A 14255-nucleotide genomic window follows, 5' to 3' on the forward strand; every position below is an offset into this window, starting at 1 on the left:
ACATGGAAATCCTCGAACTGAACATCACCGCGAGAGAGCCCCTGATCATCACCGCGGGCGCCATGCGCGGCATGGCCCACGCCAGCCTGGACTACATCCCCGGCAACATGCTGCTCGGCGCTTTCGCCGCCGCGTGGATCAACGCGCACCCCGGCGCCGCGCCGGATGACGACCCGCGTTTCCGGCGGCTTTTCCTCAGCGGCGAGGTCTCCTGGGGCTGCGCCTATCCGCTCTGCGGCGGCACGCGCTGCCTGCCCGTGCCCCTGTGCTTCCACCGCGAAAAAAACCAGCCCGGCCTGCCGGTGGAAAATGAAAAAACCCCGGAAGACTCGCGCGTCATCTTCAACTTTCTTCCCCTGGCGGATGAGGATGAGGGGGAAGAAGAGGCAGAGGGAGAGGTAAAGGTAAAGGGCCCGCGAGCCCTCTACCGGCAGAAGTTCGGCGAAAGCGCGCCGCGGCCCAAGTTCAAGAAGCTCAGCGCCTCCTTCATGAACCCGGACACCTTGTGGCAGCCCGACATCCGCAAGCTCTGGAACGTCCGCGTGGCGCTGGGGCGCCAGCGTTCCGCCGTGGAAGGGCAGCTCTTCGGCTTCTCCTCGCTGGCGGCCGGCCTGCGCTTCAAGGCCGAGATCCTTTGTTCCCCACAGGCCCGGGAGGACATGGAAGAGCTTGTCGCCGCCAACGGCAGCCTGCGCATCGGCGGCTCGCGCTCGTCCGGCTCCGGCCTCGTGGCGCTGGAGGCCGGCTGGAAACAGGGGGACGCCCGGCCGCCCGTTGAGGGGCAAGAGTTCAACATTTTTCTGGAATCGGCGTATTACCCCTCCCCCTCGTGGGAAAACCCCCTCGACAATCTCCTGGGGGCGCTGGAAAGCCAGGCCGGGCAGAAAATGACGCTGCAAAAATGCTCGCTCGCCCATGTGCGGCTCGACGCCTTCAACAGCCATTGGCAAAAATGGCGCGACAGCCGCGGCGGCCTCGCCGCCGGCAGCGTGCTGGTGATCGGCTGTGAAAAGCCCGCCGCGCTGCCCGCGGCCCTCTCCCTGGGCGCGGGCCGGCTGGAGGGCTACGGGCGCCTGCTCATCGACCCGGCCTTTCTCAGGGAGCCCATGCCGGAAATTCCCGATATGCCGGCGGCCCGGCCCGACAGGCCCCTTGCGCGGCCTGACCTGCGCGACCCGGTCTGGCGCATCCTGCGCGAGCGGGCCCTTGGCCGGCTGGCCGTGCGGCAGGCGCGGGAGTGGCTGCATGACAAGAGGTGGACGAAATTCCTTGAAAAGGCCGCCGCGCAGGAGCGCCCCACCGCCAGCCAGCGGGCCAATATCATGGAAATGGAACTTCCGCAGTTCGAGGCCATGCTCGGCAAGACCCCGGGCGAGCAATGGCGGCAGGCCGTGTGCCCCAACCCCTTTGGGCTCGGCAACGACAGCCTCGACGCGATCATGAAAAAACTGCTGGATCCCGGGATATTTCTCCAGGACTTTCCCCTGACTGTCGCCATCGTGCTTCCCGGCGGCGAGGTCTCGGGGCAGGACAGGGAAAGCTGCGGCCGCGAGGCCCATGCCATTTTCAAGCGCGAGCTCGTGCGCGCCTGGGGCAAGCAGGCCCGCACAAGCCGGCCCAACGGGCGGGGGCAATAACATGGCTGAACAGAAAGTGCTCATATTCAAGGCTGTGGTGGAATGCCTGACGCCCCTCCACTGCGGGGGCGGCCCCGATGACGAGCTCGACCAGCCGGTGGCGCGCGACGCCTTCGGGCTCTGGCGCATCCCCGGCTCTTCCCTTGCCGGGGCGCTGCGCTCCCTTGCCGACCGGCGCGATGAAACGCTGGCCCGGCGCCTGTTCGGCCACCAGGAAAAGGAATCCTCCCGCGCCTCCCTTGTGTGGTGCGAAGACGGGCTGCTCCTGGACTATGACGGCCAGCCCGCGCTCGCCAAAAAGCTTGCGGGCGCGCCGCCGCGCATCAGCTGCGCCCCCTTCGTGCGCGACCATGTGCGCATCGGGCTGGAAAGCGGGGCAGCCGCCGAGGGCGGCAAGTTCGACTGCGAAATCGTCCCGGCGGGCGCGCGCTTTTTGCTGGAATTCCGCTGCGACGGCTGGGACAGGCCCCTGGCCCCCGACGAGGAGGCCTTTTTCGACGGCCTCGTGGCGGACGTGGCGGCGGGCAGGCTGCCCCTCGGCGGCAAGACCGGCCTGGGCTACGGGCTCTACACGGTCATTGAGGCCGGCTATCGCCGCATCGACCTTTCCCGGCCGGAGGGCATGCGCCAGTGGCTCACGCAAAAAGCGCATTCCCTGCCCGGCACCGGGCGGCCCGACCTTCCCCCGGCGGCCGCGCTGGCGCCCCGCCCGGGCCTGGACGGCTGGCTCGAGATCCCCCTGGCCTGCGACGGCCCCATGCTGGCCGGCGGCGGCCAGCCCGGCCGGCCGGACGGCTCCGTGGCCGAGGCCGACATGGTTTTCGCCCTCACCCCGCGCCTCGCCTATGACGAGGGGCAGAAGCGCGGCGGCCTCGTTTTCGGGCCGGCGCTCCCCTCCTCCTCCCTCAAGGGCGTGCTCAGGCATGACATTTTCCATATCCTGCGCGCCCGCCAGGCCGGCGACGGCGCCACGGCGGTGCTGAACGGAATTTTCGGCATGGTGAGCGGGGACGGCGGCCAGTGTGGCAAGCTGGTCGTCACCGATTGCCCGCTGGCCCCGGCCTTTGCCCCCGGTGACTTCGTCTTCGGGCAGCATGTGGCCATCGACCGCTTCAGCGCCGCCACCATGGACGGCGCGCTCTTCAGCGAGGAACCTTTCTGGAAGCCGGGCAGCCGCGTCACGCTCCGCATCCGCGCGTGCGGGCTTGAGGCCCACGAGGCGGCGCTTTTCACCCACGCCCTCATGGACCTCTTCGAGGGCTCGCTCGCCTTTGGCGGCGGCGTGAACCGCGGCAACGGCCGGCTGTGCCTGCCGGGCTGGCGGGATGACCCCGCAAGCGCCCTCGGCGCCGTCAGGGGGGACCTCGCCTGGAACGGGACGCCCATTCTTGAAAACGGCAAGGGCCTGGAAAACCTGGCGCGCCTCGCGCCGGAATGGGATGCCGCCTTGATCCGGAGGCTGGAACATGAATAACCAACTTGTGGACACGCGCCCTGTCTCCCTTTTGTGCGCCACCGAGGTCATGACCCTCCCCGAGGCCCTCGCCTGGGCGCGGGAGCATGTGGCCCCCGGCACGGGCTGGCTTTTGGCCGAATCCCCCCGGGGTGTCGCCTGGAACCGCTTTTCCGGCGAGGCCCTCCCCGGGGACGCGGCGGAAATCGAGCGGCTGGCGATTTTCGGGCCCGATGCCGAGCTGCGCCTTGAAAAGGCCTTTGGGGCCGCATCCGGCCCCGCGCGCCTCCTGCGGGTGGACGAGGCCGGCGAGCCGACCTTTGAGCGGCTCTCCCGCTATCCGCTTGCCAACGGCATGCGCCTGGCCTATGCGGAGCATTTTCGTGAGGATGAAAAAAGCGGTGTCCTGCGCCTGGCGTGGGCGCGTTTCTGCGGCGTGACCGAGGGGGGCGACTGATGGAAGAATATACCGGCAGGCTCATCATCAACCAGACCAAGAAGGGCGGCCTGGACTACAGGGTCGAATTCACCAACAGGAAGGGCAAGACGGTGGACTTTCCTGTCCACAAGGAGGCACGCTGTTTTAACACCGGGACCGTTGCCAGCGGCGATGAGGCGCACTTCCAGCTCGAGGGCTCCAAGGTGCTCAAGTGCACGGTGCCCGGCAAGGAGGCCCCCTGCCCCGAGGAGCCGGTGAAGGCGCCGCGCCCCGGCGGGGCGCCCGGCCGGGATTTCACGCGCCCGTCGCCCGGCGCCACGCGCGCCACGGGCCGGCCGGAGCCCGTCATGGGCAAGGCGCCCTACAACTTTGTCCGCTACATGCCCTCGGCCGTGGTGCCCGCCCCCGGGGGGGACGAGGGCCGCTGGTCCGGCGAGATCCTCTGCCGCCTGACCGCGGAAACGCCCCTGCTCGTTTCGGGGCGGCAGGTGAAGGACGATTCCGGCGCCACCTGCGCCTTCCAGCGGGTGGGTGGCCTGCCCGTCATCCCCGGGACGGCCGTCAAGGGGATGCTCCGCGCCTATATGGAGATCCTCTCCTTTTCCGGCTTGCGGCCGGTGAGCAAAAAATGGCTTTTCTGGCGCACCGTGGCTGAAAACAAAGACGGCTCCTATTATCATTCCCTTTTTTCCAGCAAGGATATCCTGGGCGGATTTTTGCGCAAAAACGGGGCGGATTTCAGCATCATCCCGGTGGAGGTCAAAAAAAAGGCGCGGCACGCGCCCGAGGAAGCCGGCTGGGAAAAGGTCATGACGGGCGGCATCAAAACCATGGGCGTGGACTCCGCCTCCTATTTCTTCCGCCTGCCTGAGCAGGGGGCGCGGGCCCTCCCTCTTGACCGCGACATCGTCCTGCGCCTGCGCGACCAGCTCACCCCCGACCAGGAAAAACGCTGGCCCAAAGACCGGCGCCACAGCAGGCTCGCCAGCCACCCCGGGCTGCCCGTATTTTACCGCGAAAAGAACGGCGCCATCGTCGAGCTCGGCTTTTGCCGCTATTTCCGCGTGCAGTACGAACATTCCCCCCACGATCTCGCGTGGCCCGACCCCAGCGTGGAAAAGGTGCGCGACCTCGCGCGCGCCATCTTCGGCCATGCGGAGAAAAACAGCGCCGAGGCCGGGCGCGTGGCCGTGGAGTCCTTCCACGTCCACGGCGAGCCGTGGCAGGGCGGCGCGCCCGTGCGGACGGTCGGCGCCGGGCCCAAACCCGGCTGCATCCCCTTCTATCTGGTGCAGGGCCAGTCCCCGGTGAAGGTCATTTCGGGCGGCAGGAAGAACAGCCGGGAAAGCATGAGCAACTACGACACGAGGGGTGCCCGGCTGCGCGGCCGCAAGCTGTACTGGCACCATGACGCGGACCCGCAGTTCTTCCCCAAGGGCAATGAAAACAAGAAGCTCGCCCTTCGCCTGCTGCCCCTTGCGCCGGGCGCCGGCGGCGACTTTGTCATCCGGGTGGAGCGCCTTTCGGACATCGAGCTCGGCTGCCTGCTGGAGGCGCTGGAGCTCAAACCCGATTGCCGCCACAAGCTCGGCATGGGCAAGCCCCTCGGCTTCGGCTCCGTAAAGCTGGAAATCCGGGAGGCGCGCCTTTCCGATGTGCGCCGGAAATACGCCTCACTGGCCGGGCGCCTTGGCAGCCCGCGGCCCGTGGCCATGCCCGCCGGGGAGCGCGAGGCCCTACGGGCCGCCTTCCGCCAGTATGTCCTCGATGCCGCGGCCGGCTTCTACCCTGGCGCCCCCGTGCGGGACTATTACCAGCTCCCGCCCATCCGGGACCTCTTCCGGCTGCTGGACTGGGAGCACAGGCCCACGCCCAGGGATGCGGCCAACATGACACTGGAGGAGTTCGGCAACAATCCCCTCCTGCCCCTGCCGGAGCAGGTCGTCTGACATGCGGGGGGCGGCCCGGCAAAAGCCGGCCCGCCCCGCGCAGGGCCACGCGGCGCGGCGTCCACCTCCCGGCAGATTTTGGTGTGGGGAGGGAGCTTGCACAGGCCTCGAAGCTGGGAGGGGTTACAGCGTACGGAAAGCGGTATTCGAGGTACGGAGGTTACCTGCACAGACCTCGAAGCTGAGAGGGGTTATGACTTCCCGGTCCCGCTCCATGTGGTATCATTGCCGAGCAGACCTCGCAGCTGAGGGGGGTTACAACTCCCGCATGTAGTCGAAGGTGCAGGTCACGCACCTGTGCAGACCTCGAAGCTGGGAGGGGTTACAACTTCGCGTACATTTCGGTGAGTTTGATGTGACGTGTGCGGACCTTGCAGCTGAGAGGGGTTACAACTCGTCCGGGCCCACATTGTTGTGGATGAAGTAGCCTGCGCAGGCCTCGCAGCCGAGACGAGGGGTTGCAACATATTCCCATTCCGGCAACGTGGCCCGGTGTTCGCAAGCGCGGCCCCGAGGCTGGGGACGGCGTCCCCGCCGCACGCCGGCCACGTCACCCTGAACCTGCCATGGAAGAACGGATGGAACAGCCCGCCGCCCGACACGCCCTTGCCGAGCGCGTCTTCAGGAAAACCACCCTTTGCCTCACCCATTCGGCGCGAAGTGTCTTCATGCGCGGCGACGCGCTGGTGGTTGCGGACAAGCTGGGCCGGGAGCGCCCGCTGCCGCTAGCCTCCCTGCGCCGGGTAATTCTCGTGGGCAAGGCGCCCGTGCCGGGCCCGGTGCTCTATCAGCTGGCGCGCAAGGCCGTGCCCGTGGACTGGCTGGATATTTTCGGCCGCCCTGTGGGCCAGCTCCTGCCCGTGAACGGGAATGCCGGCTTCATGCTGGAGGCGCAGGCGGCCTTCCGCAAAGGGCCCGGGGCCTTGGCGCTGGCGAGGGGCCTCCTGCTCGCCAAGTTGGATAATTGCCACGCGACGCTCCGGCGGCGCCGCGCCCTTCCCGAGGGCTGGGCGAGCCTGCGCCGCTCCATGGCCGCGGCCGAGGACCCGGAGCGTCTGCGTGGTTTTGAAGGCGCGGCCGCACGGATGTATTTTTCCCAGTGGCACGGGCTGCTGCATAAATTCGACTGGACAGGGCGCCACGCGCACCCCGCGCCGGACCCGGTCAACATGCTGCTTTCATTCGGGTATTCCCTGCTTCGCCACCGGCTGGCCTCCTCCCTGCGCCATGCCGGGCTTGACCCGCGCCTCGGGTTTTTCCACATCGGGCGCGGCCGCCACGCCGCCCTGGCCTCGGACTTGATGGAGCCCCTGCGCTCCCTCGTGGATTCCCGGGTCCTTTCCCTTGTGCGCAGGCAGGAGCTGGCGCCCGCGGACTTCGCGCCCCGCCGTGGCGGCGGTGTGGGCCTGGCGAAAAATGTCTTTCCCCGGATGCTTGGCGAGTATGAGGACATGTTCGACACCGTCCGCACCTTCTATCTCGCCCCCGGCGAGCCGCGCCTTTATGTCAAAAGGTCGGCCAATGACCTCATGGACGACATGGCGGAGAGTTTCGCCCTCCACGTCCATGACGGCCATGGCTGCATCATCCCGAGGCTTGCGCCGTGCGCCGCTGCCTGATTGCCTATGATGTGGCCGACAGCCCGGCCCGCAACGCCATGGCGGCCCTCCTCGCCAAAATGGGCACGCGCGTGCAGAAATCGGTTTTTCTTGTGGAGCAGACGGACGCGGTCTTGGAAACAATGGAACGTGAATTGCAAAAATGGCTGGGACCGTCGGATTCCCTGCTGATTGCGCCGCTGTGCGAAACCTGTTTCAGGAAGGCCGTGTTTTTTGGCAAGGTGGCGCCGCTTCTCGTGGTCACCTAGCGGGCGGTCACCCGCACATGAATGAAATCAGGAGCATAGGCTGTTTTTTATGGCAAACTCCGCAAAATTTGGCCCGTTTTCCGGCCGCTTGTATCGCCACCTGCCAAGGCGGCGCCGCAAAACCTTGACAGGGGCGGCTTTGCGGACCATGCTCCTGCGCAGACCTCACAGCTGAGAGGGGTTACAACTTGCGCTTGATGCTGTTGCTCAGCTTGGCAACCTGCGCAGACCTCACAGCTGAGAGGGGTTACAACTTGCGCTTGATGCTGTTGCTCAGCTTGGCAACCTGCGCAGACCTCACAGCTGAGAGGGGTTACAACGAGAAAACACCTTTCAGCGCACCCCGGCAGAACCTGCGCAGACCTCACAGCTGAGAGGGGTTACAACTTCTCCATACCAGCAAGAGCACCACAGCTTATCCTGCGCAGACCTCACAGCTGAGAGGGGTTACAACTTGTAGCCGTATTCGTGAAGCCTGTCGTTGGAACCTGCGCAGACCTCACAGCTGAGAGGGGTTACAACCAAGGAGGCTGCTGTGGCGGAGAATGGTCACCTGCGCAGACCTCACAGCTGAGAGGGGTTACAACTTGAAAATCATCGACTGATTATTGTCGATTTCCTGCGCAGACCTCACAGCTGAGAGGGGTTACAACTCCTTCGAAAGTGGAATACCCTGGCCCTCACCCTGCGCAGACCTCACAGCTGAGAGGGGTTACAACTCGGGGAAGTCCTGCCCTGATTCGAACTTCGACCTGCGCAGACCTCACAGCTGAGAGGGGTTACAACCAAAGCAGAATGTAGATGCGTGGGTGGAGCACCTGCGCAGACCTCACAGCTGAGAGGGGTTACAACTAAGGAGGTGTTACTATGTTCGTGCTTCATTCCTGCGCAGACCTCACAGCTGAGAGGGGTTACAACCCAGTCAAGGCAACGTAGCCAAGCGCCTTGGCCTGCGCAGACCTCACAGCTGAGAGGGGTTACAACTCTTGTGATGGACAGTGATGCTACCATACGCCTGCGCAGACCTCACAGCTGAGAGGGGTTACAACCACGACATCATACGGCGCGAAAAAATGTTCACCTGCGCAGACCTCACAGCTGAGAGGGGTTACAACTTCCATCTGGAAGGACATGCGTGAGGGAAGAGCGCCTGCGCAGACCTCACAGCTGAGAGGGGTTACAACTCGCACGCATAGTCCTTTCCGGAAGACTGTTGCCTGCGCAGACCTCACAGCTGAGAGGGGTTACAACTTATTGCATGTAACTGGGAATGGGTCCGTAGATCCTGCGCAGACCTCACAGCTGAGAGGGGTTACAACGGTTGAGATAGGCTGCGACTTGTTGTTCTTTGTCCTGCGCAGACCTCACAGCTGAGAGGGGTTACAACCCAAAAAGATATGCTCCCGCGAGAGGCCCGTGCCTGCGCAGACCTCACAGCTGAGAGGGGTTACAACGAGTGTTTGAGCCTTTTCAAACTCCTCCTGCCTGCGCAGACCTCACAGCTGAGAGGGGTTACAACTGACTTCACCCAAGCCCGCCGTGTAGAGGTCCTGCGCAGACCTCACAGCTGAGAGGGGTTACAACTTGGAGGGCTGCTTGACATTCAGTGGATTCTCCTGCGCAGACCTCACAGCTGAGAGGGTTACAACTTCGTCCCTGTGCTTGTCCGTGTTCGTCACGCCTGCGCAGACCTCACAGCTGAGAGGGGTTACCACGGTGCAATCCATTCACCAGACTCAGTAATCCTCTGCAAGGACCTCAAAGCTGAGAGGGGTTACAACTCATCCTCGTCCTCGTCATCATCTGAGTCTTCGCCAGAGGCTGCCCAGCCGCATGCCGAGGCACCGGCAACGCCATGACGCTCCGGGGGCAAGCCACGCCGGCCACATGACGGGAAAGTCCCGCAGGGCAAAAGCCTTGCGGGGCTTTGCTTTTGGAGAAGGGCCGCGCACCGAGGCGCGAAAGGCGATTTTTTTATCAGGAGGGGGCGGGGGATGCGTGCGCGGCGTGGGCAGCCGGAACCACTCTCCCGCATCCCGCGCCGGCCGCTTGCGGATGGGACGCCGCTGGCATACCATTTTCCCCAGCCCGAGGAGACAGCCATGAAAAAGACCGTCCTGTGCCCGCATTGCGGCAAGCCCTACAGCAAGTGGTGCAATCCCACGCCCACGACGGATGTGGTCATTTACGAGCCCGGGCGCGGCGTGGTCATCATCCGGCGCGGCAACGAGCCGCTGGGCTATGCGCTGCCCGGCGGCTTCATCGAGGAGGGCGAGCAGGCCGAAGCCGCGGCCATGCGCGAGATGAAGGAGGAGACGGGCCTCGACGTGGAGCTCACCGGCCTTCTCGGCGTGTATTCCAGGCCCGACCGCGACCCGCGCCAGCACACCCTGAGCGTGGTCTTCACCGGGCGCCCGCGCGATGCCTCGGCCCTGCGCGCCGGCGACGACGCGGCCGCCGCGGCCTTCCACCCGCTGGACGCGCTGCCAGGGCCGCTGGTCTTCGACCATGCGCGCATCCTCAGGGATTTTGCCGAGGTGCTCGCCGGCCGCAGGAGCGTGGCGCCCGTGGAGCCGCTGCCCGAAGACCGGCGGGGGGGCGGCTAGCCGTGGGCTATTCGAGCCTCCAGGCCTGCGTGCGCGACCTTGAAACCGCGGGCGACCTTCTCCGCGTGGACGCGCCCGTGAACCCGCACCTCGAGCTCGCGGCCATCCAGCGCCGCGCCTTCCGCGCCGGCGGCCCGGCCCTGCTCTTCACGCGCGTCACGGGCACGGACTTCCCTGTGCTCGTCAACCTGTTCGGCACGAAGCAGCGCCTCCACTTCCTCTTCCGCGACGGCCTCGCCGCCACCGAGGCGGTGCTCGCCGGCAAGGCCGACCCCGTGGCCCTCTTGCGGCGGCCGCGCAAGAGCCTCGCGGCCCTCGGCGGCCTTTCCCGCATGCTGCCGCGCCGGGTGGGCGCGAACCGCGCGCCCGTGCTCGCCGCGCGGGGCAGCCTCGGGGAGCTCCCGCCGCTCGTCTCCTGGCCCATGGACGGCGGCCCCTTCATCACGCTGCCGCTCGTCTATAGCGAAGACGCGGCGCGCCCCGGGGTCAATGCCTCCAATCTCGGCATGTACCGCATCCAGCTTGCCGGCAACGACTATGCGGAGGACGAGGTGGGCCTGCATTACCAGATCCACCGGGGCATCGGCGTGCACCACGCGCATGCGCTCGCCAGCGGGCGCCCCCTCCCGGTGCGCATCCATGTGGGCGGGCCGCCGGCGCTCACCGTGGCCGCGGTGATGCCGCTGCCCGAGGGGCTTTCGGAGCTGCGTTTCGCGGGCCTGCTCGGCGCCCGGCGCGTGCGGCTCGCGCCCGGGGACGACGGCGTGGGCCTCCCCGTGCTCGCCGAGACGGATTTCTGCATCTCCGGCCATGTGCTGCCCGGCACGCGCCCCGAGGGCCCCTTCGGCGACCATGTGGGCTATTACAGCCTGCGCCACGACTTCCCGGCCCTGCGCGTGGCCTCGGTGACGCACAGGAAGGGCGCCATCTGGCCCTATACCTCGGTGGGGCGGCCGCCCCAGGAGGACACGGTCTTCGGGGATTTCATCCACGAGCTCACGGGCCCGCTGGTGCCGCGGGTCTTCGCCGGCATCCGCGAGGTGCACGCCGTGGACGCGGCCGGGGTGCATCCGCTGCTGCTCGCGCTCGGGTGCGAGCGCTACACGGCCTGGGAGGCGGCGCGGCGCCCGCGCGAGCTCCTCACCCAGGCCCTGCACCTGCTGGGCACCACGCAGACCGCGCTCGCCAAGTATGTGCTCATCGCCGCGCAGGAGGACGCGCCGGGCCTTTCCTGCCGCAACGTGCCGGCCTTTCTGGCCCACCTGCTCGAGCGCACGGATTTTCGCCGCGACCTGCACTTCCTCACGCGGAGCACCACCGACACCCTCGACTATACGGGCACGGCCCTCAACGAGGGCTCCAAGCTCATCTGGGCCGCCGCCGGCGAGCCGCGCCGGCGCCTGGCGACGGGGGCGGACGGAATCGGCGCCCTGCCCGACCTCCCGGCTGGCTTCGGCGCGCCGCAGGTGGTCGGCCCGGGCATCCTCGCGCTCCGCGGCCCGCGCCACGCGCTGGAGCGCGGCGAGCCCGACCCGGCCATGGAAGAGCTCGCCAAGCGCCTCGGCGGCTGGGACAGGCGGGAGAACTTCCCGCTCGTGGTTGTGGCCGACGACCCGGCCTTTTGCGCGGCGAGCTTCGAGAACCTGCTCTGGGCCACCTTCACGCGCTCCGACCCGGCCACGGACTGTTATGGCGCGGATGCGCGCATCAAGGCGCGGCACTGGGCCTGCGAGGCGCCGTTTGCCATCGACGCGCGCCTCAAGCCCTTCCATGCGCCGCCCCTGGAGGAAGACCCGGAAGTGGCCGCCCGCGTGGACAGGCTGGCCGCGCCCGGGGGCCCGCTGCACGGGCTGTGGTAGGCGCGAGCGCATCTCCTGACAGCAAGGAAACGGACATGAAGATCGCCATGATCCAGTGTGACAGCGTGCCCGGCGACGTGGCGGGCAACGCCGCCATGATCCTCAGGGAGGCGCGCAGGGCCTCGGGCGCGGCCCTCTGCGTGACGCCGGAGCTCGCGCTCTGCGGGCCGCAGCCCGGGGAATACCTCCACGCGCGGGACTTCGCGCGCGGCGTGCGCCGGGCGCTGGATAGCCTCGCGGCCGAGCTCGCCGACGGGCCGGCCCTGCTCGTGGGCGCGCCCGCGCCCAGCCTGTCGCGGCCCGGGGGCTTCGCCAATGCCGCCGTACTGCTCCACGGCGGGCGTTTGCAGGTGGTGTCGCGCAAGGTGCGCCCCAACCAGCGGCGCCATGGGCTCCCCGGCGCCGAGGCGCTGCCGTGGGACGACGGCGTTTCCTGCGGCATCCTCTCGCTCACGGGCTGGCGGCTCGGCGTGGTCGTCTGCGAGGACGCGGCCATGCGCGCGGACGCCTTCTGGCGCCAGCCGCCGCCCGGCGCCCCCGACCCGCTGGGCGACCTCACGCGCCGCGGCGTGGACGCCATCATCCACATGACCGCCTCGCCCTACCGGCCCCACGCGCAGGAAGAGGCCGAGCGCATGCTTTCGCATGTGGCGGCGCGCGAGCATGTGCATCTCGTTTCCGTCAACCTCGTGGGCGGCGACGGCGCCACCGTCTACAGCGGGCAGAGCGTGGCCTTCGACCCGGCCGGCCGCCTTTTGGCGCGGGCAGCGGCCTTCGCGCCGGACCTCGTCATGGTGGATACCGCGGCGGACGCGCGGGAGGACGCCGGAAACGGGGCCAAAACGGGCGGCGAACCCGGCGGGCTCCCGGTCAATCCCGTCGCCCCGGCCTGCGCCGGCGAGGAGGAAAGCTGCTGGCGCGCCCTCGTGCTCGGCACGCGCGACTATGTGCGCAAGAGCGGCGCCAGCCGCGTGCTGCTGGGCCTTTCCGGCGGCATGGATTCCGCGCTCGTGGCCTGCGTGGCCGCCGAGGCGCTGGGGCCGGAAAACGTCACCGGCGTGCTCATGCCGTCGCCGCACACGAGCCGCGCCTCGGTGGAGGATGCCGAGGAGCTGGCGCGCAACCTAGGAGTTTCCACGCTCACCGTGCCCATCGCGGGCCTCATGGAGGCCTTTGCCGAAGCGCTCGGCCCGGGGCTCGGGCGCTTCCCGGCATGGCCGGGCGACGTGACGCTGGAAAACCTCCAGGCCCGCATCCGGGGCACCATCCTCACCTCGCTCGCCAACCGGGCCCGCGCGCTCGTGCTCAATACGGGCAACAAGAGCGAGGTCGCCATGGGCTACTGCACGCTCTACGGCGATGCCGTGGGCGCGCTCGCCGTCATCGGCGACCTCACCAAGACGCGGGTCTACGCCCTCGGGCGCTGGCTCAATGCGTGGAAGGGCCGGGAGCTCATCCCCGAGGCCGTGTTCGTGAAGGCGCCCAGCGCGGAGCTGAGGCCGGGACAGAAAGATACGGACTCGCTGCCGCCCTATGACGAGCTCGACCCGCTGCTGGAACGATTGCTTTCCCCGCCGCTGCCGGCGCAGGACGGCGAAAACGCGGACGGCGCGAAAGCGCCCGAAGCCGCGCCCGCGGACCTCGAGGCGGATGTGCGGCGCCGCCTCTTCGCCTCCGAATTCAAGCGCCGGCAATTGCCGCCCGCGCTCAGGGTGAGCGGCGTGCCCTTCGGGGAGGACGGCTGGGTGGCGCCCACGGCCGGCCGCTACCGCATGCCGTAATAAGGCGGCAGCACCCGCTCCTCACACGCAAAACGCCCCCGCCGTCGCACAGGAAGCGCTGACGGCAGGGGCGTCTCACCGGCGCCCGGCCCGGCCGGGCGTTCCCTGCTTTCGAGAAATTGCCGCCTCCCCTACCCCTCGGGCTGGCGCGAGCGGCGCATGGCCACCGAGCCCGTGCGCGCGATCTCCTTGATGCCGAAGCGCTGGAGCAGCCCCAGGATGGCCTCGAGCTTTTCGTGGTCGCCCGTGGCCTCGATGGTCATCTCGGTGTGGCTCACGTCCACCACCTTGCAGCGGAAGATCTCCACCGTGCGCAAGATCTCGCCGCGCGCCTGCCCCTCGGCCTGCACCTTGACGAACATCATCTCGCGCTCCACGGCCTGGAGCTCGGAAAAGTCCACCACCTTGATGACCGACACGATCTTGTGCAACTGCTTCATGATCTGCTCGAGGATCATGCTGTCGCCATAGGTGGTGATGGTCATGTGGGAGGTGCCGTCCTCGAGGGCCGGGGCCACGTTGAGCGAGTCGATATTGAAGCCGCGCCCGCTGAAGAGCCCCACCACGCGCGAGAGCACGCCAGGCTCGTTCTCCACAAGGACGGAAAGCACATGCCGCTGCATCGGGATTCTCCTTCGCGCCTGCTGTATTTTCGCCCGGACGG

Annotated in this window: 10 protein-coding genes and 1 CRISPR repeat array; of the genes, 9 read left to right on the top strand and 1 reads right to left on the bottom strand. The window is 67.7% G+C overall.

Annotated elements, in window-relative coordinates:
• Positions 1 to 2 precede the first annotated feature (2 nt).
• From G7Y54_RS04615 to nadE, 9 genes are all read left to right on the top strand, one after another.
• On the top strand, positions 3 to 1637 hold the full coding sequence (locus tag G7Y54_RS04615; RefSeq protein WP_165078132.1) for a hypothetical protein: 1635 nt from the start codon (positions 3 to 5) through the stop codon (positions 1635 to 1637).
• A 1-nt stretch (position 1638) separates the two neighbouring features.
• Positions 1639 to 3111 carry an RAMP superfamily CRISPR-associated protein gene (locus G7Y54_RS12740; protein WP_165078133.1) on the top strand — a complete coding sequence of 491 codons (1473 nt, stop codon included), beginning with the start codon at positions 1639 to 1641 and terminating at the stop codon, positions 3109 to 3111.
• Positions 3104 to 3547: a hypothetical protein gene (locus tag G7Y54_RS04625; RefSeq protein ID WP_165078134.1), complete on the top strand. Its 444-nt coding sequence runs from the start codon at positions 3104 to 3106 to the stop codon at positions 3545 to 3547. Before G7Y54_RS12740 ends, G7Y54_RS04625 begins: the two co-directional genes overlap by 8 nt.
• Positions 3547 to 5478, top strand: coding sequence for a TIGR03986 family CRISPR-associated RAMP protein (locus G7Y54_RS04630; RefSeq protein WP_165078135.1), 1932 nt, complete (start codon positions 3547 to 3549; stop codon positions 5476 to 5478). Before G7Y54_RS04625 ends, G7Y54_RS04630 begins: the two co-directional genes overlap by 1 nt.
• Before the next feature lie 578 nt (positions 5479 to 6056).
• On the top strand, positions 6057 to 7097 hold the full coding sequence (gene cas1, locus G7Y54_RS04635; protein ID WP_165078136.1) for a CRISPR-associated endonuclease Cas1: 1041 nt from the start codon (positions 6057 to 6059) through the stop codon (positions 7095 to 7097).
• Positions 7082 to 7345 carry a CRISPR-associated endonuclease Cas2 gene (cas2, locus tag G7Y54_RS04640; protein ID WP_165078137.1) on the top strand — a complete coding sequence of 88 codons (264 nt, stop codon included), beginning with the start codon at positions 7082 to 7084 and terminating at the stop codon, positions 7343 to 7345. The genes cas1 and cas2 overlap by 16 nt, the downstream gene beginning before the upstream one ends.
• Positions 7346 to 7498: 153 nt before the next feature.
• A CRISPR array of direct repeats spans positions 7499 to 9126; the repeat unit is 35 nt; unit sequence CCTGCGCAGACCTCACAGCTGAGAGGGGTTACAAC.
• A 321-nt stretch (positions 9127 to 9447) separates the two neighbouring features.
• Positions 9448 to 9951 (top strand): NUDIX hydrolase, encoded by a 504-nt coding sequence (locus G7Y54_RS04645; RefSeq protein ID WP_165078138.1) that lies wholly within the window; start codon positions 9448 to 9450, stop codon positions 9949 to 9951.
• Positions 9952 to 9953: 2 nt separating this feature from the next.
• Complete coding sequence (locus G7Y54_RS04650) at positions 9954 to 11810, top strand: UbiD family decarboxylase (RefSeq protein ID WP_165078139.1); 1857 nt, start codon at positions 9954 to 9956, stop codon at positions 11808 to 11810.
• A 35-nt stretch (positions 11811 to 11845) separates the two neighbouring features.
• Positions 11846 to 13591 (top strand): NAD(+) synthase, encoded by a 1746-nt coding sequence (nadE, locus tag G7Y54_RS04655; protein ID WP_165078140.1) that lies wholly within the window; start codon positions 11846 to 11848, stop codon positions 13589 to 13591.
• A gap of 131 nt (positions 13592 to 13722) precedes the next feature.
• Here nadE and ilvN read toward each other — a convergent pair whose 3' ends face one another.
• The gene (gene ilvN / locus G7Y54_RS04660; RefSeq protein WP_165078141.1) at positions 13723 to 14214 is read right to left on the bottom strand and encodes an acetolactate synthase small subunit; all 492 of its coding nucleotides are present in this window, start codon (positions 14212 to 14214) and stop codon (positions 13723 to 13725) included.
• Positions 14215 to 14255 lie beyond the last annotated feature (41 nt).

It is taken from the genome of Desulfovibrio sp. ZJ746 (genome assembly GCF_011039155.1).
Lineage (GTDB): Bacteria > Desulfobacterota > Desulfovibrionia > Desulfovibrionales > Desulfovibrionaceae > Desulfovibrio.

Coding starts and splice junctions, on each gene's coding strand:
- ilvN (WP_165078141.1), bottom strand. CDS start 14,214: ATGCAGCGGCATGTGCTTTCCGTCCTTGTGGAGAACGAGCCTGGCGTG.
- nadE (WP_165078140.1), top strand. CDS start 11,846: ATGAAGATCGCCATGATCCAGTGTGACAGCGTGCCCGGCGACGTGGCG.
- G7Y54_RS04625 (WP_165078134.1), top strand. CDS start 3,104: ATGAATAACCAACTTGTGGACACGCGCCCTGTCTCCCTTTTGTGCGCC.
- cas1 (WP_165078136.1), top strand. CDS start 6,057: ATGGAACAGCCCGCCGCCCGACACGCCCTTGCCGAGCGCGTCTTCAGG.
- G7Y54_RS04615 (WP_165078132.1), top strand. CDS start 3: ATGGAAATCCTCGAACTGAACATCACCGCGAGAGAGCCCCTGATCATC.
- G7Y54_RS04645 (WP_165078138.1), top strand. CDS start 9,448: ATGAAAAAGACCGTCCTGTGCCCGCATTGCGGCAAGCCCTACAGCAAG.
- G7Y54_RS04630 (WP_165078135.1), top strand. CDS start 3,547: ATGGAAGAATATACCGGCAGGCTCATCATCAACCAGACCAAGAAGGGC.
- G7Y54_RS12740 (WP_165078133.1), top strand. CDS start 1,639: ATGGCTGAACAGAAAGTGCTCATATTCAAGGCTGTGGTGGAATGCCTG.